The organism is Streptomyces sp. NPDC006335 (assembly GCF_040612795.1).
GTDB lineage: Bacteria > Actinomycetota > Actinomycetes > Streptomycetales > Streptomycetaceae > Streptomyces.
In genome coordinates, this window is record NZ_JBEXQX010000001.1 from 198,903 (window position 1) to 219,118 (window position 20,216).

At 70.6% G+C, this 20,216-nt stretch carries 14 protein-coding genes; 5 read left to right on the forward strand and 9 right to left on the reverse strand.

What is annotated here, in order from left to right:
• Positions 1-94: 94 nt before the first annotated feature.
• The 8 genes from tpiA to uvrC form a co-directional block, all read right to left on the reverse strand.
• The gene (gene tpiA / locus ABZ098_RS00975) at positions 95-871 is read right to left on the reverse strand and encodes a triose-phosphate isomerase (protein WP_356585902.1); all 777 of its coding nucleotides are present in this window, start codon (positions 869-871) and stop codon (positions 95-97) included.
• Positions 872-877: 6 nt separating this feature from the next.
• A complete protein-coding gene (locus ABZ098_RS00980) occupies positions 878-2,089 on the reverse strand; it encodes a phosphoglycerate kinase (RefSeq protein WP_356585904.1) in 1,212 nt (403 codons plus the stop codon).
• 122 nt (positions 2,090-2,211) lie between these two features.
• Positions 2,212-3,219, reverse strand: coding sequence for a type I glyceraldehyde-3-phosphate dehydrogenase (gap, locus tag ABZ098_RS00985; protein WP_356585906.1), 1,008 nt, complete (start codon positions 3,217-3,219; stop codon positions 2,212-2,214).
• 213 nt (positions 3,220-3,432) lie between these two features.
• Positions 3,433-6,384 (reverse strand): M14 family zinc carboxypeptidase, encoded by a 2,952-nt coding sequence (locus ABZ098_RS00990; RefSeq protein ID WP_356585908.1) that lies wholly within the window; start codon positions 6,382-6,384, stop codon positions 3,433-3,435.
• 146 nt (positions 6,385-6,530) lie between these two features.
• On the reverse strand, positions 6,531-7,520 hold the full coding sequence (gene whiA, locus ABZ098_RS00995) for a DNA-binding protein WhiA (RefSeq protein WP_356585910.1): 990 nt from the start codon (positions 7,518-7,520) through the stop codon (positions 6,531-6,533).
• Complete coding sequence (yvcK, locus tag ABZ098_RS01000; protein ID WP_356585912.1) at positions 7,511-8,578, reverse strand: uridine diphosphate-N-acetylglucosamine-binding protein YvcK; 1,068 nt, start codon at positions 8,576-8,578, stop codon at positions 7,511-7,513. Before yvcK ends, whiA begins: the two co-directional genes overlap by 10 nt.
• A complete protein-coding gene (gene rapZ / locus ABZ098_RS01005) occupies positions 8,575-9,534 on the reverse strand; it encodes an RNase adapter RapZ (protein WP_356585914.1) in 960 nt (319 codons plus the stop codon). Before rapZ ends, yvcK begins: the two co-directional genes overlap by 4 nt.
• Positions 9,531-11,687, reverse strand: coding sequence for an excinuclease ABC subunit UvrC (gene uvrC, locus ABZ098_RS01010; RefSeq protein ID WP_356585916.1), 2,157 nt, complete (start codon positions 11,685-11,687; stop codon positions 9,531-9,533). Before uvrC ends, rapZ begins: the two co-directional genes overlap by 4 nt.
• A gap of 84 nt (positions 11,688-11,771) precedes the next feature.
• On the opposite strand from uvrC, the gene ABZ098_RS01015 reads away from it, so the two are divergent.
• From ABZ098_RS01015 to ABZ098_RS01030, 4 genes are all read left to right on the forward strand, one after another.
• Positions 11,772-12,398 carry a maleylpyruvate isomerase N-terminal domain-containing protein gene (locus tag ABZ098_RS01015; protein WP_356585918.1) on the forward strand — a complete coding sequence of 209 codons (627 nt, stop codon included), beginning with the start codon at positions 11,772-11,774 and terminating at the stop codon, positions 12,396-12,398.
• Positions 12,399-12,802: 404 nt separating this feature from the next.
• Positions 12,803-13,759, forward strand: a complete 957-nt coding sequence (locus tag ABZ098_RS01020) for a hypothetical protein (RefSeq protein WP_356585920.1) — start codon at positions 12,803-12,805, stop codon at positions 13,757-13,759.
• Between the two features lie 138 nt (positions 13,760-13,897).
• A complete protein-coding gene (locus tag ABZ098_RS01025; protein WP_356585922.1) occupies positions 13,898-15,181 on the forward strand; it encodes a LacI family DNA-binding transcriptional regulator in 1,284 nt (427 codons plus the stop codon).
• A gap of 101 nt (positions 15,182-15,282) precedes the next feature.
• Positions 15,283-16,194: a carbohydrate kinase gene (locus ABZ098_RS01030; RefSeq protein ID WP_356585924.1), complete on the forward strand. Its 912-nt coding sequence runs from the start codon at positions 15,283-15,285 to the stop codon at positions 16,192-16,194.
• A gap of 68 nt (positions 16,195-16,262) precedes the next feature.
• On the opposite strand, the gene uvrA is transcribed toward ABZ098_RS01030, so the two are convergent.
• Positions 16,263-19,301, reverse strand: a complete 3,039-nt coding sequence (uvrA, locus tag ABZ098_RS01035; protein WP_356585926.1) for an excinuclease ABC subunit UvrA — start codon at positions 19,299-19,301, stop codon at positions 16,263-16,265.
• Between the two features lie 228 nt (positions 19,302-19,529).
• On the opposite strand from uvrA, the gene ABZ098_RS01040 reads away from it, so the two are divergent.
• On the forward strand, positions 19,530-20,216 hold the full coding sequence (locus tag ABZ098_RS01040; protein WP_356585930.1) for a maleylpyruvate isomerase family mycothiol-dependent enzyme: 687 nt from the start codon (positions 19,530-19,532) through the stop codon (positions 20,214-20,216).

The following is a 20,216-nucleotide window of genomic DNA, read 5'->3' on the forward strand; positions in this document are numbered from 1 at the left end:
TGGACCAACTCTCTCGGATTCGGATGAACGACGGGGGCACGGCCTTCAGAGCCATGCCCCCGCAAGAGTACGACGGATCGCCGCCAGGGCCTACTTACTGGTCCCGGAAGCGCACGATCTTGACGAACTCGTCGGCGTCCAGCGAGGCACCGCCGACCAGGGCGCCGTCGATGTCGGCCTGCGCCATGATCTCGGCGACGTTGCCGGCCTTGACGGAGCCGCCGTACTGGATGCGGACCTGGTCGGCCAGCTCCTGCGAGTACAGCTCGGCGACCTTGGCGCGGATGGCGGCGCAGACCTCCTGGGCGTCCTCGGCGCCGCAGACCTTGCCGGTGCCGATGGCCCAGACGGGCTCGTAGGCGATCACGACGGATCCGGCCTGCTCGGCCGGGATGTCCTTCAGGCCGCCCTCGACCTGGGCGAGGGTGTGGGAGACGTGGTTGCCCGCCTCGCGGACCTCCAGCTCCTCGCCGACGCACAGGATCGGGGTCAGGCCGTGCTTGTAGGCGGCCTTGACCTTGGCGTTGACGATCTCGTCGGTCTCGGCGTGGTACTGGCGGCGCTCGGAGTGGCCGATCGCCACGTACGTGCACTTCAGCTTGGCCAGCATGGAGCCGGAGATCTCGCCGGTGTAGGCACCGGAGTCGTGCGCCGAGAGGTCCTGGGCGCCGTACTTGATCTTGAGCTTGTCGCCGTCGACCAGGGTCTGCACGGAACGCAGGTCGGTGAAGGGCGGCAGGACGGCGACCTCGACGGCCTCGTAGTCCTTGTCCGCGAGGGCGAAGGCGAGCTTCTGGACGTGTGCGATGGCCTCGAGGTGGTTGAGGTTCATCTTCCAGTTACCCGCCATGATCGGCGTGCGAGTGGTCATGCGGGGTCAGTCCTCCAGTGCGGCGAGGCCGGGGAGCGTCTTGCCCTCGAGGTATTCGAGGGAGGCGCCGCCACCGGTCGAGATGTGTCCGAACGCGTTCTCGTCGAAGCCCAGGATGCGGACGGCCGCGGCGGAGTCGCCACCGCCGACGACCGTGAAGGCCGAGGAGTCGAGGAGAGCCTGGGCGACCGCCTTGGTGCCCTCGGCGAACTCGGGGTGCTCGAAGACGCCCATCGGGCCGTTCCAGAAGACGGTGGCGGCGTCGGTGATCTTCGAGGCGTACAGCTTGCCGGACGCCGGGCCGATGTCCAGGCCCATCCGGTCGGCCGGGATGGCGTCGGCGGCCACGGTGGTGGAGTCGGCCGGGGCCTTGGTCTTCAGGTCCGGGAAGGCGGGGGCGACCACCGCGTCCACCGGCAGGACCAGCTCGACGCCGGTCTTCTCGGCGCGCTCGATGTACTCCAGGACCGCCGGGATCTGGTCCTCCTGGAGGAGGGAGGCGCCGACCTCGTGGCCCTTGGCCTTGAGGAAGGTGAAGGCCATGCCGCCGCCGATGAGGATGCGGTCGGCCTTGCCGAGCAGCTCGTCGATGACGGCGAGCTTGTCGGAGACCTTGGCGCCGCCGAGCACGACCACGTAGGGCCGCTGGACGTCGTCGGTGAGCTTCTTCAGGACGCCGACCTCGGTGGCGATCAGGTAGCCGGCGTAGTGCGGCAGCCGGGCCGGGAGGTCGAACACCGAGGCGTGCTTACGGTGGACCGCGCCGAAGCCGTCGCCGACGTAGACGTCGGCGAGGGCGGCGAGCTGGTCCGCGAAGGCGCCGCGCTCGGCGTCGTCCTTGGAGGTCTCGCCGGCGTTGAAGCGGAGGTTCTCGACGACGGCGACCTGGCCGTCGGTGAGGCCGGCGACCGTGGCGGTGGCGGACTCGCCCACCGTGTCGGTCGCGAACGCCACGGAGGCGCCCAGGAGTTCGCCGAGGCGGGCGGCGGCCGGGGCGAGCGAGAAGGCCGGGTCCGGGGCGCCCTTGGGGCGGCCCAGGTGGGAGGCGACGACCACGCGGGCGCCCGCCTCGGCGAGGGCCTTCACGGTCGGCAGGACGGCGCGGATACGGCCGTCGTCGGTGATGGTGGTGCCGTCCAGCGGGACGTTGAGGTCGGCGCGGACGAAGACCCGCTTGCCGGCCACGCCTTCGGCGAGCAGTTCGTCGATCGTCTTCATGAAGGGGACTCCTGAGGAGGGCTCTGGATCGTAGGAGAGCTGATCACGCGAGTCAGGGCTCGGGCAACGCGTCCTCGCGCTGCCCGAGCCCTGCTCGCACACCTAGGTGCCTGATCGGTCGATCAGAGCTGGTTGCCGACGAAGACCGTGAGGTCGACGAGGCGGTTGGAGTAGCCCCACTCGTTGTCGTACCAGCCGAGGATCTTCACCGACTTGCCCTCCTGGACCATGGTCAGGGAGGAGTCGAAGGTGCAGGACGACGGGTCGCTGACGATGTCGGAGGAGACGATCGGGTCCTCCGTGTAGGACAGGTAGCCCTGGAGCTCGCCCTCGGCGGCCTTCTTGAACGCGGCGTTGACCTCGTCCTTGGTGACCTCGCGCTCCAGCTCCACGACCAGGTCGGTGGCGGAACCGGTGGGGACCGGGACGCGCATCGCGATGCCGTCGAGCTTGCCCTTGAGCTGCGGCAGGACCAGCGCGGTGGCCTTGGCGGCACCCGTGGTGGTCGGGATGATGTTCTCCGCGGCGGCGCGGGCGCGGCGCAGGTCGGAGTGCGGGAAGTCCAGGATGCGCTGGTCGTTCGTGTACGCGTGGACCGTGGTCATCAGGCCCTTGACGATGCCGAAGTTCTCGTCGAGGACCTTGGCCATCGGCGCCACACAGTTGGTGGTGCAGGAGGCGTTCGAGATGACGTGGTGGTTGGCCGCGTCGTACTTGTTCTCGTTGACGCCCATCACGATGGTGATGTCCTCGTCCTTGGCCGGAGCCGAGATGAGGACCTTCTTGGCGCCGCCGGTGATGTGCTTCTCGGCGTCGGCCTTCTTCGTGAAGATGCCGGTCGACTCGATGACGATGTCGACGCCCAGCTCACCCCACGGGATGTCGGCCGGGTTGCGCTCGGACAGCACCTTGATGGTGTGACCGTCGACGGTGATCGTGTCGGCGGTGTGCGACACCTCGGCCTTGAGGCGGCCCAGGATGGTGTCGTACTTCAGCAGGTGCGCGGTGGTCGCGGTGTCACCCAGGTCGTTGACAGCCACGATCTCGATGTCAGCACCCTGCTCCAGCAGCGCGCGGAAGTAGTTACGACCGATGCGGCCAAAGCCGTTGATGCCTACGCGGATCGTCACGAACCGATCTCCTCGTTGGTACGCCGGTTGTGAGACCGGCGAGCTGTATGGGATGTCCCCGACCACCCCCGACCCTACCTCCCTGAGGCTTTCGGAGTGACATCGAGATGCCCCATACACGGCAGGGCGGTCCGTACCCGCCAGTAGGGGTACGGACCGTCCCGGACCGAAAGCTCCGGTCACCCGGAATGACTACGTCGAGTCACGTCCGGTTCACCCGCCGATGGACGCGAGCGCCTTTTTGACGAGGGCCGCGCGGTCGGCCGCCGCGGTGACGTGCTCCAGGCCGAAGCCCAGCAGCACGGTGTCGCCCGTGGTGACCGCGCCGTACGTCTTGAACAGCTCTCCGGCGCGTCCCCAGTCCTTGACGACCGCGGGGCTGCCCGCGGGCGGTCCTGGCACGCTCCAGGCGCCGAGCGAGGTCTCGAAGCCCTCGGTCTCGGTGGCCTGGCCGCCGACGACCACGGAGGCGTTGTCGGCGAGGACGCCGCGACCGCCGGAACCCGGGTCGGTGATGTAGCTGAGGGAGACCTCCACCTTCTTGCCCGCGTACGCGGAGAGGTCGAAGGAGACCTCCTGCCAGCCGGCCGACGCCCCGGTGAGGCTGTTCCACTGGCCGCTGGTGCCGGAGGCCGTGCAGCCGTCGGCGCCCTGCGTCAGATACCGCTTGAGCGCGGGGTGGGCCGCGATGAAGAACCCGGCCTCGCACTCGGCGGGCACCGCGTTGCTGGTGGCGCCGTTCTTCTCCGGGAGCGTGGTCCAGTCGTCGGCCCCGGCGGTGTGCGCCTCCAGGGCGGCGTGGTCGTAGCCCTCCTCGGTGTCCCACAGCAGCCGGGTGCGCAGGGTGGGTGCCTGCGCGGCGGTCACCTGGGTGAGGTCGACGGTGCGGGTGAGCCGGTTCCAGGCGTAGTCGCTGTGCGTGACGGCAGCCATGTACGAGCCCGCGTACGGCCCGTACGGGTTCGGCGTGCCCGGGTACGTGCCGGCACCCGCGCTCGCGAACTGCGGGAAGGTCGCCACGGGCAGGTTGTCCGAGGTGACGCTGAAGGATCCGGCCGCGTCCAGCGGGTTGCCGGGGGCGGCGCCGAGGGCTCCGGAGGCCCCGGCGAGCTTTCCGGTGCCCTGGAAGGCGGTGGCGCCCGGCAGGGTCGTCCGGGTGTAGGCGCCCAGGTAGTACTGGCTGAAGTCGTTGGACAGGGTGCCGCCGCCCAGGTCGACGCTGCCGCCGGCCCGCTCGCCCGCCTCGATCAGCTTGCCGCCCTCGTTCAGGAAGGCGCGCAGCTGGAGCTGGGTCGGGTTGCCCGGGACGGTCGCGCCCGTGTAGTGCACGACCGACTTGAAGTGGTCCAGCACCCCGAGCGCGTCGGGCGCGCCCTGGGCGGCGACGTTCCAGACGATCGCCTTGCGGCCGGCCGCCTTCAGCGCGTCGACGTACGTCTGCGCCTGTGCGGCGGTCGCGCCTTCCTCGGCGACCACGAGCACGTCCGCACGGGGCCGCTCGGCCACGGTGTACGTGAAGTGCGTGCTGGAGGTGGGCTTTCCGCTCTTCGCCCGGCCGGTGAACCAGACCTCGACCTTGTCGCCCGGGTCGGTGTCCTCGACCTTGGCCCGGTACTCGTCGAAGTACAGGTTGTCCTCACCGCCGTAGGTCTCGCCGCCCTTCCAGGCCCTGAGGTCCCGGTCGTGCGTACGGCCGCCGTTGACGCGGTACTTGAGCTCCTTGTCGCGCACCGCCTTGCGGACGACGACGGAGACCTCCTGGTCCGCGCCGCGCGCGTACGACGTGGCGAAGGGCTTCGGGGTGAAGTCGGGGGCCTTCAGGCCGATCGCGGACTTCGGCTGGTCCGGCCTGGCCGCGGACTCGGCGACGGAGAGCGCGAAGGGGATGTTCTTCTCGAACTCCTGCTGGATCAGCTTCTCGTCGTCGGGGAAGTTGAAGACCGACTGGCAGTCGGCGGCGTTCCACTGGTCGTTCGGGTCGAGGTCCGAGGCGGTCTGGCAGGTCGACATCTCGGGGGTGAACATCGCCAGGCCGTTGACGTTCGACGCGTGGCCGTCCGCCTCGCCGTTGGTGGTGTACAGCTCCGAGGAGACCTGCGGGCGGTAGCCGGGGATCGCGGAGTTTCCCGGGGTGCCGGCGAGCGCCTTGTACATGACGTCGTCGGGCGTGTCGGTGGCCACCTGCCAGCCGACGCCGTAGAGGAGGAGTTCGGCGGCGGAGTGGTAGTTGATGCCGTACGTGAAGCCGATCCGCTTCTCGAAGGCGTCCAGCGCCTTGGTCTCGGGCTCCGAGGACGGTCCCGGGCCGCGGTAGGTCTCGCTGGTGGGGTTGGGGGACGAACCCTCGTTGTCGTAGCCCCACTTGTAGGAGAAGTTGCGGTTGAGGTCGACGCCGTCGCCGACGGCGATGGTGCCGTCGCCGTTGTTGTCGCGCAGGTTCTTGCGCCACAGGCGGTTGTCGGCGTTCTGGAAGGTGTAGTCGTAGCCGTCGGGGTTGGCCGACAGGACGAACCACAGCTCGGTGGAGTCGACGATCTTCTTGAGCCGCTTGTCGGTCTTGTAACCGTCCACGTAGTGGTGGAGCAGCCGCCGGGTCATCTCCGGGGTGATCCACTCGCGCGCGTGCTGGTTGGACATGTAGAGGACGGAGGGCTTGGCGCCGTCCTTGGACTTCTTCGCGTTCTTGGTCAGCTTGAGCGCGAGGATGTCCTGGCCGTTCACGGTCTTGCCGATGGAGACGACCTTGGTGAGACCGGGGTTGGCCCGGGCGGTCGCGAGGAGCTCCTCCCGGAGCCCGCCGCTTCCGCTGTACGGCCGGAACACGCCCTCGGCGGCCTTCTCGACCCGGGCCTCGGCCTTGGCGGTCAGGGTGTGCTCGGTGAGCTCGACGCCCTTGGCCTCGAGCTTGTGGGCCTCCTGGTCGGTGAGGTAGACCTCGACCGTCGCGGTGCCCTTCTCCGGCACCTGCTCGGTCAGTTCGTGGCCGTCCTGCCCGGCCGCCAGCAGCAGGGGTACCTGCCCGCTGGTCACCTCGGCGCGGAAGACCTTGACTTCGTTCGGATCGGGAGAATCTGCGCTCTGCGCGGCATGGGCCACGGGTGCGATGCCCGCGCCGCCGAGCAGGAGCGCGCCAACAGCGAGGATCGGTCTCGCTCTTCGTCTCATGAGCCCCCCTTGCGGTGGTCCGCCACAGCAGCGAACAGATGCCAGGCTCATGACACTCCATGATCCAGTCAAGAGCGCCTCACGGAAACGCAAACGCCGGTGCCGACCACCCAAGTGGGCGTCGGCACCGGCGTGGTGATGAGCGGTCAGCCGACCAGGTTGTCGGCCATCTCCTCGGTGATGCTGGACTCCGTGCCAGGGATCCCGAGGTCGGAGGCGCGTTTGTCGGCCATCGCGAGCAGCCTGCGGATACGGCCGGCGACCGCGTCCTTGGTCAGCGGCGGGTCGGCGAGCGCGCCCAGCTCCTCCAGGGAGGCCTGCTTGTGCTCCATGCGCAGCCGGCCGGCGGCGGCGAGATGCTCGGGCACGTCGTCGGCGAGGATCTCCAGGGCCCGCTGGACCCGTGCTCCGGCGGCGACGGCCGCGCGCGCGGAGCGGCGGAGGTTGGCGTCGTCGAAGTTGGCGAGACGGTTCGCCGTGGCCCGCACCTCGCGGCGCATCCGGCGCTCCTCCCAGGCGAGCACCGACTCGTGGGCACCCAGACGGGTGAGGAGCGCGCCGATCGCGTCACCGTCACGCACGACCACCCGGTCCACGCCCCGGACCTCACGGGCCTTGGCGGGGATCGACAGACGGCGGGCGGCGCCGACCAGGGCGAGCGCGGCCTCCGGTCCCGGGCAGGTCACCTCCAGGGAGGAGGAGCGGCCGGGCTCGGTGAGCGAGCCGTGCGCCAGGAACGCTCCGCGCCAGGCGGCCTCGGCATCGCAGGTGGCGCCGGAGACGACCTGCGGCGGCAGGCCCCGGATCGGCCGACCGCGCCCGTCGACCAGGCCGGTCTGACGGGCCAGCTGGTCACCGCCGGCGACGACCCGGACGACGTACCGCGAACCGCGGCGCAGCCCGCCCGGGGCCATCACGATCAGTTCGGAGCTGTGGCCGAAGATCTCCAGGACGTCCCGCTTGAGGCGGCGGGCCGCCATCGCGGTGTCCAGCTCCGCCTCGATCACAATGCGCCCGCTCACCAGATGGAGGCCGCCGGCGAACCGCAGGATGGCGGAGACCTCCGCCTTTCTGCAGCAGGTACGGGTGACGGGGAGCCGGGAGATCTCGTCCTTCACCGCTGCCGTCATCGCCATGGGCCGATCCTTCCATGCATCCGAAAAATACGGTCGTACGCGGCGGCCAACAGCTCCGGGTCGTGCCTCGGGGTCCCGTCGGGCCGGGCCACCGGCGCCAGCTCGACCGCGGCACCGAACCGCTTGGCGGCATCGGTGAGGGAGTCGCGGTCGGGCACGGCGGCCTGGTCGGCCAGCACCACGTCCAGGGCGAGTTTAGGGGCGTGTCGTCCCAAAACCTCCAAATGACGCTGCGGGGAGAAGCCATCGGTTTCTCCCGGCTGCGGTGCGAGGTTCAGGGAGAGTACCCGGCGCGCCTTCGTCTGCGTGAGCGCGTCCAGCAGTTCGGGCACCAGCAGGTGCGGGATGACCGAGGAGAACCACGAGCCGGGGCCGAGGACCACCCAGTCCGCGTCCCGGACGGCCTCGACCGCCTCGGGGACCGCGGGCGGGTCGTGCGGCACCACGTGCACCGACTGCACCTCGCCCGGAGTCAGGGCCACGGTCGCCTGTCCCCGTACGGTGTCCACGTCCTCCGGCCGCGCCGGGTCGTGCCCTTTGACCAGGGCCTGGAGCTCCAGGGGTACGGCGGACATGGGCAGCACCCGTCCGTGCGCGCCCAGGAGTCGGCCGACCAGGTCGAGGGCCTGGACGTGATCGCCGAGCTGCTCCCACAGGGCGACGATCAGCAGATTGCCGACCGCGTGTTCGTGCAGGTCGCCCTTGGACTGGAAGCGGTGCTGGATGACGCGGGCCCAGGTCTGGCCCCAGTCGTCGTCGCCGCACAGCGCGGCCAGCGCCTTGCGCAGGTCGCCGGGCGGCAGGACGCCCAGCTCGTCGCGCAGGCGTCCGCTGGAGCCGCCGTCGTCGGCCACGGTGACGACGGCGGTGAGGTCGCCGGTGATCCGGCGCAGGGCGGCGAGCGAGGCGGACAGGCCCATGCCGCCGCCGAGCGCGACCACCTTGGGCTGGGCGCCGCGCCGGCGGGGCCGTGCCCCGCGGGCCTCGACGGGCCGGGCCGCCCGATCTTCGGGGACGGCCCGTCGCAGCCTGCTCAGCCGCGGACTACGTGCGGTCATTCCCGTCCCATGTCCCGGTGCACGACCACCGTCTCCACACCCTCGGCCGCGAGGCGCGCGGCGAGCTTCTCCGACGTGGCGACCGAGCGGTGCTTGCCGCCGGTGCAGCCGATGGCGATGGTCACGTACCGCTTGCCCTCGCGGCGGTAGCCGGCCGCGATGAGGCGCAGCAGCTCGGCGTAGCGGTCGAGGAACTCCTTGGCGCCGGGCTGGTTGAAGACGTACGCCGACACCTCCTCGTTGAGGCCGGTGAAGGGGCGCAGCTCGGGGACCCAGTGCGGGTTCGGCAGGAACCGCATGTCCGCGACCAGGTCGGCGTCGACGGGGAGGCCGTACTTGAAGCCGAAGGACATGACGGTGGCGCGGAGTTCGGGCTCCTCCTCGCCGGCGAACTGGGCGTCCATCTTGGCGCGCAGCTCGTGGACGTTGAGGCTGGAGGTGTCGATGACCAGGTCGGCGTCGCCGCGCAGCTCGCGCAGGAGTTCGCGCTCGGCGTCGATGCCGTCGACGATGCGGCCGTCGCCCTGGAGGGGGTGCGGGCGGCGCACGGACTCGAAGCGGCGCACCAGGGCCTCGTCGGAGGACTCCAGGAAGACGATCCGCCGGGTGACGTGCTTGGCCTCCAGGTCGGCGAGGGACTCACGGAGGTTGTCGAAGAAGCGTCGGCCGCGGACGTCGACGACCACCGCGATCCGGGCGACGTTGCCCTGGGAGCGGGCGCCGAGCTCCACCATGGTGGGGATCAGCGCGGGCGGGAGGTTGTCGACGACGAACCAGCCGAGGTCCTCCAGACACTTGGCGGCGGTGGAGCGGCCGGCTCCGGACATGCCGGAGATGATCACCAGCTCGGGGATGGCCGCCTCCGGCACACCGCCCGGGTCGAGGGTCGTGCCCTTGCTCACCTGCGCGTCTTCTCCGCCCTGGTCCTGTGGTTCTTGGTGCTCGTTCACATTCATGTCTCCTGCCCCCGTCGTTCGTCCGGGGCGCCCGCCGTCACGGGGTCCCCACCGGAACCCGTGGTGCCGGGTTCCTCCTCATCCATGATCTCTCCAGTCGCCGTGTTGACGGCGGGCGCGGCCGGGGCCGCCTGGGCGAGGGCCACGGCGATCGTCTCGGCCGTCTTGCGGCCTATACCGGGGACCTCGCAGATCTGGTCGATGGTGGCGGATCGTAGTTTCTTCAGGGACCCGAAGTGTTTCAGCAGGGCCTGCTTGCGGGTGTCCCCGAGGCCGGGGACGTCGTCGAGCGGGCTCGACCGGAAGCGCTGGGACCGCTTGGTGCGCTGGTAGGTGATCGCGAAACGGTGCGCCTCGTCACGGACCCGTTGGAGAAGGTACAGGCCTTCGCTGGTACGGGGCAGCACGACCGGGTCGTCCTCGTCCGGCAGCCAGACCTCCTCCAGGCGCTTGGCGAGGCCGCAGACGGCGATGTCGTCGATGCCGAGCTCGTCCAGGGCCCGCTTGGCGGCGGCCACCTGGGGCTGTCCGCCGTCGACGACGACGAGCTGGGGCGGGTAGGCGAACTTCTTGGGGCGGCCGTCGTCGTCCTTGAGGCCGGTCCCGGGGAGGCCCTGGGGGTCGCCGTCCTGGGGGGCGGGGTTCTGGGAGACCGGGCTTTCGGAGACCAGGCTTTCGGAGGCCGGGTTCTCGGAGGCCGGGCTTTGGGATGCGGCGTCCTGGGAGGCGTCGTCCACCCACTCACCGGTCCGCTCCTTCTCGGACAGGTACCGCCTGAACCTGCGGGAGATCACCTCGTGCATGGAGCGGACGTCGTCCTGGCCGGCGAAGCCCTTGATCTGGAAGCGGCGGTACTCGCTCTTGCGCTGGAGCCCGTCCTCGAAGACGACCATGGACGCGACCACGTCGTCGCCCTGGAGATGGGAGATGTCGTAGCACTCGATCCTGAGCGGGGCGCTGTCCAGGTCGAGGGCCTCGGCGATCTCCTCCAGGGCACGCGAGCGCGTGGTCAGGTCGGAGGCGCGCTTGGTCTTGTGGAGGACGAGCGCCTGCTGGGCGTTGCGCTGCACGGTCTCCATCAGGGCCTTCTTGTCGCCGCGCTGCGGGATGCGCAGCGAGACGCCCGAGCCGCGGCGCTCGGCGAGCCACTCCTGGACCGGCTCGACCGGGTCGGGCAGGGCGGGGACGAGGACCTCCTTGGGGACGGAGTCGCCCTTCTCCTCGCCGTAGAGCTGCTGGAGGGCGTGCTCGACGAGGGCGCCGGTGGTGATCTCCTCGACCTTGTCGGTGACCCAGCCGCGCTGGCCGCGGACGCGTCCGCCGCGGACGTGGAAGATCTGGACGGCTGCCTCCAGCTCGTCCTCGGCGACCGCGATCAGGTCGGCGTCGGTCGCGTCGGCGAGCACGACGGCGCTCTTCTCCATGGCCTTCTTCAGGGCGCCGATGTCGTCGCGCAGGCGGGCCGCCCGCTCGTACTCCATCTCCTCGGCCGCGTCCGTCATCTGCTTCTCCAGACGGCGGATGTAGGTGCCGGTGCGGCCGGCCATGAAGTCGCAGAACTCCTCGGCCAGGTCGCGGTGTTCGTCGGCCGAGACGCGGTCGACGCAGGGCGCCGAACACTTGCCGATGTAGCCGAGGAGGCAGGGGCGGCCGGTGCGGGCGGCGTTCTTGAAGACGCCGGCGGAGCAGGTGCGGACGGGGAAGACGCGCAGCAGGAGGTCGACGGTGTCGCGGATCGCCCACGCGTGCCCGTACGGCCCGAAGTACCGGACGCCCTTGCGCTTGTGGCCGCGCATCACCTGCACGCGCGGGAACTCCTCGTTCATCGTCACCGCGAGGTACGGGTAGCTCTTGTCGTCGCGGTACTTGACGTTGAACCGGGGGTCGAACTCCTTGATCCAGGAGTACTCCAGTTGCAGGGCCTCGACCTCGGTGGACACCACCGTCCACTCCACGGACGCGGCCGTGGTCACCATCGTGCGGGTGCGGGGGTGCAGGCTCGCCAGGTCCTGGAAGTAGTTCGCCAGGCGCTGACGGAGGCTCTTCGCCTTTCCGACGTAGATCACCCGGCGGTGCTCGTCGCGGAACCTGTACACCCCGGGAGTGTCAGGGATCTCCCCTGGTTTGGGGCGGTAGCTGGAGGGGTCGGCCATGTCTCACACCCTACTGGCGAGGGCTGACAGTCCGGTGGGCCTGTGGACTACGGCCGACCCGGGACCGAAGGTTAGCCTCGTGGTGTGATCTCCGCTTTCCTCGACACCGCCGAGGCCGTGTCCGTGCTGCTGCGTTCCCCGGCGTTGGCGAAACGGTGGGAGCGGCCGAGTGCGCTGGACCGGTTTCGGGTCAGTGGCCTGGCCGGGCATCTGGCCCGCGCGGTCCTCAACGTGGACCGCTGGCTCGCCGAGGCACCCCCTGCGGGCCGGCCTGTCGTGGACGCGGTCACGTACTTCCTGGCCGGTGCCGGCCCGGCGCCGCACTTGGACGACGCGGTGCCGCTGCGGATCCGTGAGGTGGGCGAGCAGGAGGCGGCCGAGGGGCCCGACGCCCTGGCCGAGGCATTCGACGCCGCTCGCGCCCGACTGGCGGCGCGGCTGCCGGGCATGCCGCTCGACCGGCCCGTCGGTGTGTTCACCCACGTACTGCCGCTCGACCAGTGCCTGCTCACCCGCCTCGTGGAACTCGTGGTCCACCTCGACGACCTGGCCGTCAGCCTGGAGGTCCCGACGCCGTCGGTGCCCGCCGAGGCCACCGACGCCGTGACCGGTTGCCTCACCCGCCTCGCCGTGGCGCGTCACGGCTGCCTTCCGGTGCTGCGCGCCCTGGCCCGCCATGAACGGGCCACCGGCCCGATCTCCGCGTTCTGACGCCCGTCTTCGCCGGAGGTGCCCTGACCCGGCTCCAGGAACGTCATCATCCTGTTTCTCCACGCACGCGCGTGAGGACTTCGAGGAACTCATCGCCGGCAGTCCCGCCCACGGGTTCCTTCCCGAGCCGCCGCTGTCGGCACAGGCGATCAGGGAGCTGCTGGACAGCGACGGGCGGGCCGGCGCCACCTGAGCGCAGGGCACGCCGACCGGCCGGGAGTGCACCACCGTTCGGCGACAAGTGTTGTCGGGACTTGGTCAACACGCTTCAATGCGGGGGAACTCGGGGCCGGGAACGACGGCGTACGGATGTGAAGCCTCCCCCGGCACTGCCACGGACGGCCCCGACACACCCTCGCGAACGGCCTGACCAGCCGGCCGGACCTGTACAGAAAGGCCCCTGCATGCCGCACGCCACACAGCACGCGGACGACGTGAGCGTCGCCGACGCGGAACTGGACTCGGCCCTGCGCGGTGGCCCCTTCCATGTCGCGCTGCGCGCGGCGATCGCCGCGCGGGGGCTGCCGCTACAGCGGGTCCAGCACCATCTGTCGCGCTACGGGGTCAAGGTCGGTGTCACCAGCCTGAGTTACTGGCAGCAGGGTGCCCGACGCCCGCAGCGTCCCGAGTCGCTGCGGGCCGTACGAGCGCTGGAGGAGATCCTTCAACTGCCGGAGGAGTCGCTGATCCGGCTGCTCGCCGAGGACGACGACCGGTCGGCCGCCGAGCGGCCCGCGGCCCGCTCCTACCGCTCCTACCTCGCGGCCTCGGACGTCCTCGGACAACTGCTGGGCGAGCTGGACTCACCCTCCGACGCCGGGCTGCACGCCCTCGGCCATCACGAGCGCGTGGACATCGGGGCGCGCCGCGAGCTGCGCAGCCGCGAGTCGCACCACATCGTGCGCGCCCACCGCGAGGGCGTCGACCGGTTCATCGCCGTCCACCACGGCGACCCGGGGTGCGTGCCGGAGCTCATGACCGTGCACGCCCTGGAGAACTGCCGTACGGGACGCGTGCGTTCGCACCACGACACCGGGGTGCTCGTGGCCGAGCTGCTCCTCGACGCCCGGCTGCGGGCCGGGGACACCTTCCTGTTCCGCTACGTCGTCGAGGACGGCACCGGCGGGGTGTCGCGCGAGTACGTCCGGGGCTTCGGTTCGCCCGGCGGGCAGTACGCGCTCCAGGTCCGTTTCGACGAGAACGCCCTGCCGCTGCGCTGCCACCGCTTCGCCCAGCACTCCCCCGCCGCACCCCGCAGCGGCCGCCGGGAACTGTCCCTCACCGGCCACCACCACTCGGTGCACCTGGTCGAGCCGCGGGTGCGGTCGGGGCTGGTGGGGATCGGGTGGGACTGGGAGTGAGCGGGGTGGGGTGTCGGGTCGCCCACAGCACGTAAACGTTTGCGCAAGCGTTTACGTACGCCGCCGGATGGGATACCTTCCCGGCCGTGGGCCATCGACGTCCGGGTGCCCACGCCCGCCGTTCCGGAAGGGGACCCGATGCCGACCATGGCCGACGTGGCACGCAGCGCGGGGGTGTCCGTGGCGACCGTCTCGCACGTCCTCAACGGCACCCGGCCGGTGCTGCCCCACACCCGCCAGGCCGTGCTGGACGCCGTCGACGAGCTCGGCTACACCCCCAACACCCTCGCCCGCTCCCTGGTGACCTCGCGCACCCGCTCCATCGGGCTCGCGGTGTCGGCGATCAGCAACCCGTACTTCACCGAGATCCTCCAGGGCGTCGAGGCGGGCGCGCTGGAACACGGCTACAGCCTGCTCATCGCCGACCCGCACGACGATCCCGACCACGAGCGCAAGGTCGTCCAGCTCCTGCACGAGAGGCGGGTGGACGGCATGATCGTCGCGCCCTCGGCGGACCCGCGCGAGCTCGTCTCCTACCTCGGACGCCACCAGGTTCCGACGGTGTTCCTGGACCGGGTGATCGACGGTGTGGGCGAAGGGGCGGAGGGAGAGGGCGGCGGTGGTGCGGTCGGCGGTGACGCGGTCAGTGGGCCGGTCGGTTTGCCTGTGGACGGTGCCATCGGCGGTGGGGCCGGTGGTGCGGTCGACGTCTCGGTGGACGGCCCGCAGCGCTTCGATCAGGTCTGTGCCGAGAACACCCGACCGATGGCCGACCTGGTCACCCATCTCGCCGGGCTCGGTCACCGGCGTATCGGCCTGGTGGCCGGCCGGCCCGGGCTGAGCACCACCGCCGAACGGATCGCCGGATACCGGCAGGGCCTCACCACCGCCCGCCTCCCCTACGACGACCACCTGGTCGTCCACGGCGACTCCGAGTCGGCCGGAGCGGAACGGGCCACGGCCGCCCTGCTCGCCCTCGACACGCCCCCCACCGCCCTGGTCACCGCCAACAACGCGATGACCATCGGCACCCTGCGCGCCCTGCGCGAGCACGGCCTCTCGGTACCGGACGACCTCGCCCTGTGCTGTTTCGACGACTTCGCCTGGGCCGATCTGTTCTCGCCCCGGCTCACCGCGATCTCCCAGCCCAGCAGGGAGATCGGCGCGCAGGCGGTCCGTGTGCTCCTGGAACGGCTCGACATGCCGGACCAGCCGGCCCGCACCGTGCGCCTCGACTGCACGTTCGTGCACCGGACGTCGTGCGGGTGTCCCGAGGCCGGGGAGCGGTCGGTCTCTGGGGAGGGGGCGGTATCCGGGGAGGGGTCGGCTTCCGGGGAGCGGCCGGCGCGAGCCGGGGAGCGGGCACGGCCCTCGCAGTCCGGTCCGCCTTACCCGCTCTCTGATCCCTCCCGGCGCCCTTAAGCCTCCTCAGCCTCCTCGGCCCCCTCAGCCCCCCTCAGCCCGCTCAACTCCCGCAGTCCCGCAGTCCCGCAGTCCTCGCAGTTCGAGAAAGGACCCGTTTCGTGATCGTCGTCGCCGGTGAGGCCCTGATCGATCTGGTACCGCAGGGCGCGGGTGCCCTCGCGGGTCTCAAGCCCGCGCTCGGCGGCGGCCCCTACAACACCGCCGTGGCCCTCGGCCGGCTCGGCTCCCCCACCGCCTTCTGCTCCCGCACGTCGCTCGACGCCTTCGGCGAGGCCCTGCTCGACGGGCTCCGGGAGGCGGGGGTGGACGTGTCCGCCGTGCAGCGCGGTACCGAACCCACCACGCTGGCCGTCGCCACGATCGACACCAACGGCTCGGCCGCCTACTCCTTCTACGTCGACGGTACGGCCGACCGCCTGTTCGCCGCCCCCGCCGAACTCCCCGCCGGCACGCGCGCGGTGTCCTTCGGCACCTGTTCGCTCGTTCTGGAACCGGGGGCGAGCGCCTACGAGGAACTGCTGCGGACCGCGGCCGCGCAGGGTGTGTTCACCGCGCTCGACCCGAACATCCGGACCGGGCTGATCCCCGACGCGGACGCCTACCGGGCCCGGTTCAAGAGCTGGCTGCCGTCGGTGTCGCTGCTCAAGCTCTCCGAGGAGGACGCCCTGTGGCTGGGCGGCACCCCGGATGAGTGGCTGGCCGCGGGCCCCTCGGCCGTCGTGATCACCCAGGGCGGTGACGGGCTGACCGTGTTCACCCGGGACGGGGCGGCGCTCCCCGTGCCGGGCGAGAAGGTCGACGTCGTGGACACGATCGGCGCGGGCGACACGGTGAACGCGGCCCTGCTGCACGGCCTGGCCGGCCTCGGCGCGCTGTCCCCGGAGGCGCTCGCGGGTCTGGGGGTCGAGGAGTGGACCCGGCTGCTGCGGTTCGCGGCCCGCGCGGCGGCGATCACGTGCTCACGGGCGGGAGCGCAGCCGCCGTACGCGTCGGAACTGGGCGAACTGTAAGGGTTGCTGAACGCGCGGTGCCCCGCAGGGGAGTTCCCTGCGGGGCACCGCGCGCTCAGTGGTCCGGATCAGGCCTTGCGGGCCCGGGTGGTCTTCTTGGCGGGCGTGGCCTTCTTGGTGGCTTCGGCGGCCTTCTTGGTCGCCGTCGTCCTGGCCGTCGCCGTCTTCTTCGCCGTCGATCCGGCGGCGACGGTCTTCTTCGCCGCGGCCGTCTTCCGGGCCGGTGCCTTGCGCGGGGCCTTCACCGAGGTCCCGTCGCTGATCCGGTCGGCGCCGAGGACCTCCCTGAGGAACTTGCCGGTGTGGCTGGCCGGGACTCCGGCCACCTCCTCCGGGGTGCCCTCGGCGACGACGAGCCCGCCGCCCGCGCCGCCCTCGGGGCCCATGTCGACGATCCAGTCGGCCGTCTTGATCACATCGAGGTTGTGCTCGATGACGATGACGGTGTTGCCCTTGTCGACCAGGCCGGACAGGACCTTCAGCAGCTTGCTGATGTCCTCGAAGTGCAGACCGGTGGTCGGCTCGTCCAGGACGTAGACCGTACGGCCGGTGGACCGCTTCTGGAGCTCGCTGGCGAGCTTCACGCGCTGGGCCTCGCCGCCGGACAGGGTGGTCGCGGCCTGGCCGAGACGGACGTAGCCGAGGCCGACGTCCTTGAGGGTGTTGAGGTGGCGGGCGATCGCGGGGACGGCCTCGAAGAACTCCGTCGCCTCCTCGATCGGCATGTTCAGGACGTCGGCGATGGACTTGCCCTTGTAGTGGACCTCCAGGGTCTCCCGGTTGTACCGGGCACCGTGGCAGACCTCGCACGGGACGTAGACGTCCGGGAGGAAGTTCATCTCGATCTTGATGGTGCCGTCGCCCGCGCAGTTCTCGCAGCGGCCGCCCTTGACGTTGAAGGAGAAGCGGCCGGGCATGTAGCCGCGGACCTTCGCCTCGGTGGTCTCGGCGAACAGCTTGCGGACGTGGTCGAAGACGCCGGTGTACGTCGCCGGGTTCGACCGCGGGGTGCGGCCGATGGGCGACTGGTCGACGTGCACGACCTTGTCGACGAGGTCGTCGCCGTCCACGCGCGTGTGCCGGCCCGGCACGCTCCTCGCGCCGTTGAGCTCGCGCGCCAGGTGGGTGTACAGGATGTCGTTGACCAGGGTCGACTTGCCGGAGCCCGAGACGCCGGTGACCGCGGTGAACACGCCCAGCGGGAAGGACACGTCGATGTCCTGGAGGTTGTTCTCGCGGGCCCCGTGCACGGTGAGCTGCCGGGACGGGTCGAGGGGGCGCCGGATGTCGGGCAGCGGGATGGCCTTCTTCCCCGACAGGTACTGGCCGGTCTCCGACTCGGCGTTGGCGAGCAGCTCCTTCAGGGAGCCGCTGTGCACGACCTTGCCGCCGTGCTCGCCCGCGCCGGGGCCGATGTCGACGATCCAGTCGGCGACCTTGATGGTGTCCTCGTCGTGCTCGACGACGATGAGCGTGTTGCCCATGTCGCGCAGCCGGACCAGGGTCTCGATCAGCCGGTGGTTGTCGCGCTGGTGCAGGCCGATGGACGGCTCGTCGAGGACGTACAGGACGCCGACGAGTCCGGAGCCGATCTGGGTGGCCAGGCGGATGCGCTGGGCCTCGCCGCCGGAGAGGGTGCCGGCCGCGCGGTTGAGCGAGAGGTAGTCCAGGCCGACGTCGACCAGGAACTTCAGCCGTTCGTTGACCTCCTTGAGGACCCGCTCGGCGATCTTCTTGTCACGGGCGCTGAGCTTCAGCTCGCCCAGGAAGTCCGCGCAGTCACTGATGGACATGCCGGAGACCTCGGCGATCGACTTGCCCATGACGGTGACCGCGAGGACGAGCGGCTTGAGGCGGGTGCCCTCACAGGTGGGACAGGGCACCTCGCGCATGTAGCCCTCGAAGCGCTCGCGGCTGGCGTCGCTCTCGGACTCGCTGTGCCGGCGCTTGACGAAGGGGACAGCCCCTTCGAAGGGGGTCGTGTAGACCCGCTCGCGGCCGTACCGGTTGCGGTAGCGGACCTCGATCTGCGTCTTGTGGCCGTGGAGCAGGGCCTTCTTGGCGCGCTGCGGAAGTCCCGCGAAGGGGATGTCCGTCCGGAATCCGAGGGCGTCCGCGAGGGCGCCGATCAGGCGGCCGAAGTAGTCCTTGGTGTGCCCGTGCGACCAGGGGTGGATGGCGCCCTCGTCGAGGGACTTGTCCTCGTCCGGGACGATCAGCTCCGGGTCGACCTCCATGCGCGTGCCGATGCCGGTGCACTCGGGGCAGGCGCCGAAGGGCGAGTTGAAGGAGAAGGAGCGGGGCTCCAGCTCCTCGAAGGACAGGTCGTCGTACGGGCAGTACAGGTGCTCCGAGAACATCCGCTCGCGCTCGGGGTCGTCCTCGGGCAGGTCGACGAAGTCGAGCACGACCATGCCGCCGGAGAGTCCGAGGGCGGTCTCCACGGAGTCGGTGAGACGGCGCTTGGCGGAGTCCTTCACCGTGAGGCGGTCGATGACCACCTCGATGGTGTGCTTCTCCTGCTTCTTCAGCGTGGGCGGGTTGGAGAGCTGGACGGTCTCGCCGTCCACCCGCGCGCGGCTGTAACCCTTGGTCTGGAGGTCCGCGAAGAGGTCGACGAACTCTCCCTTGCGCTCCCGCACCAGCGGCGAGAGCACCTGGAAGCGGCTGCCCTCCGGCAGCTCCAGGACCCGGTCGACGATGGCCTGCGGCGACTGGCGCGAGATCGGGCGGCCGCACTCGGGGCAGTGCGGCTTGCCGATGCGCGCGAAGAGCAGACGCAGGTAGTCGTAGACCTCGGTGATGGTGCCGACCGTCGAGCGCGGGTTGCGCGAGGTCGACTTCTGGTCGATCGAGACCGCGGGCGAGAGGCCCTCGATGAAGTCGACGTCGGGCTTGTCCATCTGGCCGAGGAACTGGCGGGCGTACGAGGAGAGCGACTCCACATAGCGCCGCTGGCCCTCGGCGAAGATGGTGTCGAAGGCCAGGGAGGACTTGCCCGACCCGGACAGGCCCGTGAAGACGATGAGCGAGTCGCGAGGCAGGTCGAGCGAGACGTTCTTCAGGTTGTGCTCGCGCGCGCCACGGACGATGAGACGGTCGGCCACGCCGGTCCGCACCTTTCTTGGCTTGAGAGGAGTGACAGGGGCGGGGCCCCCGTGCTTTCTCAGACTAGGGGGAGCCACTGACAACGCCGGTCGGATTCCCGGATGGATAACAATCCCCGGCCTTCCAGCATGCCCGACGCCGCACCCGACCATATAGCACGCGCATTCGATTTACGGCGCGGCTTCACCACCTTCACCCAAACGTGTGGCGGGACTAGGGTCAGCAGCATGATTGATCACGCTCATGACCTGGAGTCTGTACGTGCTGCGACCGAGCGGCTGCTGACCGCAGCCGCCAAGATGGACAACGCCGGCGTGACCGAGTCGTCACGGCTGCCGGGCTGGAGCCGCGGCCATGTCCTCGCACATCTGTCCCGCAATGCCGATGCCCTGGTGAACGTTCTGCGGGGCCGGCCCATGTACCCCTCGGCGGAGGCGCGCGACGCCGACATCGAGCGCGACGCCCCGCGCCCGCTCGACGCCCAGCTCGCCGACCTCCGCGAGAGCGCAGCCCGCTTCCAGGAGGCCGGGGCCGCGCCGGCCGACTGGTCGCGCACGGTCGAGCTGCGCAACGGGGTCACCGACTCGGCGTCCCGGGTGCCGTTCCGGCGGTGGGTCGAGGTGGAGCTGCACCATGTGGATCTCGGGATCGGGTACGAGCTGGAGGATCTTCCGGAGGACTTCACTCAGCGCGAGATCGACTTCCTGACGGAGCGGTTCCGGGGCCATCCCGACGTACCCGCGCTGGTCATCGAGGAGGGCGACGGCCGCCGCATCCCGACGGGCCGCGACGGAGACCCCGCACTGGTCGTCACCGGCCGCCAGGCCGACCTGCTCGGCTGGCTCGCCGGCCGCCGCGACGGCTCGGCGCTGACGGTCCACGGCGGCACTCTCCCCGCGCTGCCCCCGCTATAG

Excerpts from the sequence above, each read along its gene's own strand:
- ABZ098_RS00980 (WP_356585904.1), bottom strand. The coding sequence starts at position 2,089 with ATGAAGACGATCGACGAACTGCTCGCCGAAGGCGTGGCCGGCAAGCGG.
- uvrC (WP_356585916.1), bottom strand. The coding sequence starts at position 11,687 with ATGGCCGACCCCTCCAGCTACCGCCCCAAACCAGGGGAGATCCCTGAC.
- ABZ098_RS01020 (WP_356585920.1), top strand. The coding sequence starts at position 12,803 with ATGCCGCACGCCACACAGCACGCGGACGACGTGAGCGTCGCCGACGCG.
- tpiA (WP_356585902.1), bottom strand. The coding sequence starts at position 871 with ATGACCACTCGCACGCCGATCATGGCGGGTAACTGGAAGATGAACCTC.
- yvcK (WP_356585912.1), bottom strand. The coding sequence starts at position 8,578 with ATGACCGCACGTAGTCCGCGGCTGAGCAGGCTGCGACGGGCCGTCCCC.
- ABZ098_RS01025 (WP_356585922.1), top strand. The coding sequence starts at position 13,898 with ATGCCGACCATGGCCGACGTGGCACGCAGCGCGGGGGTGTCCGTGGCG.
- ABZ098_RS00990 (WP_356585908.1), bottom strand. The coding sequence starts at position 6,384 with ATGAGACGAAGAGCGAGACCGATCCTCGCTGTTGGCGCGCTCCTGCTC.
- rapZ (WP_356585914.1), bottom strand. The coding sequence starts at position 9,534 with ATGAATGTGAACGAGCACCAAGAACCACAGGACCAGGGCGGAGAAGAC.
- whiA (WP_356585910.1), bottom strand. The coding sequence starts at position 7,520 with ATGGCGATGACGGCAGCGGTGAAGGACGAGATCTCCCGGCTCCCCGTC.
- ABZ098_RS01040 (WP_356585930.1), top strand. The coding sequence starts at position 19,530 with ATGATTGATCACGCTCATGACCTGGAGTCTGTACGTGCTGCGACCGAG.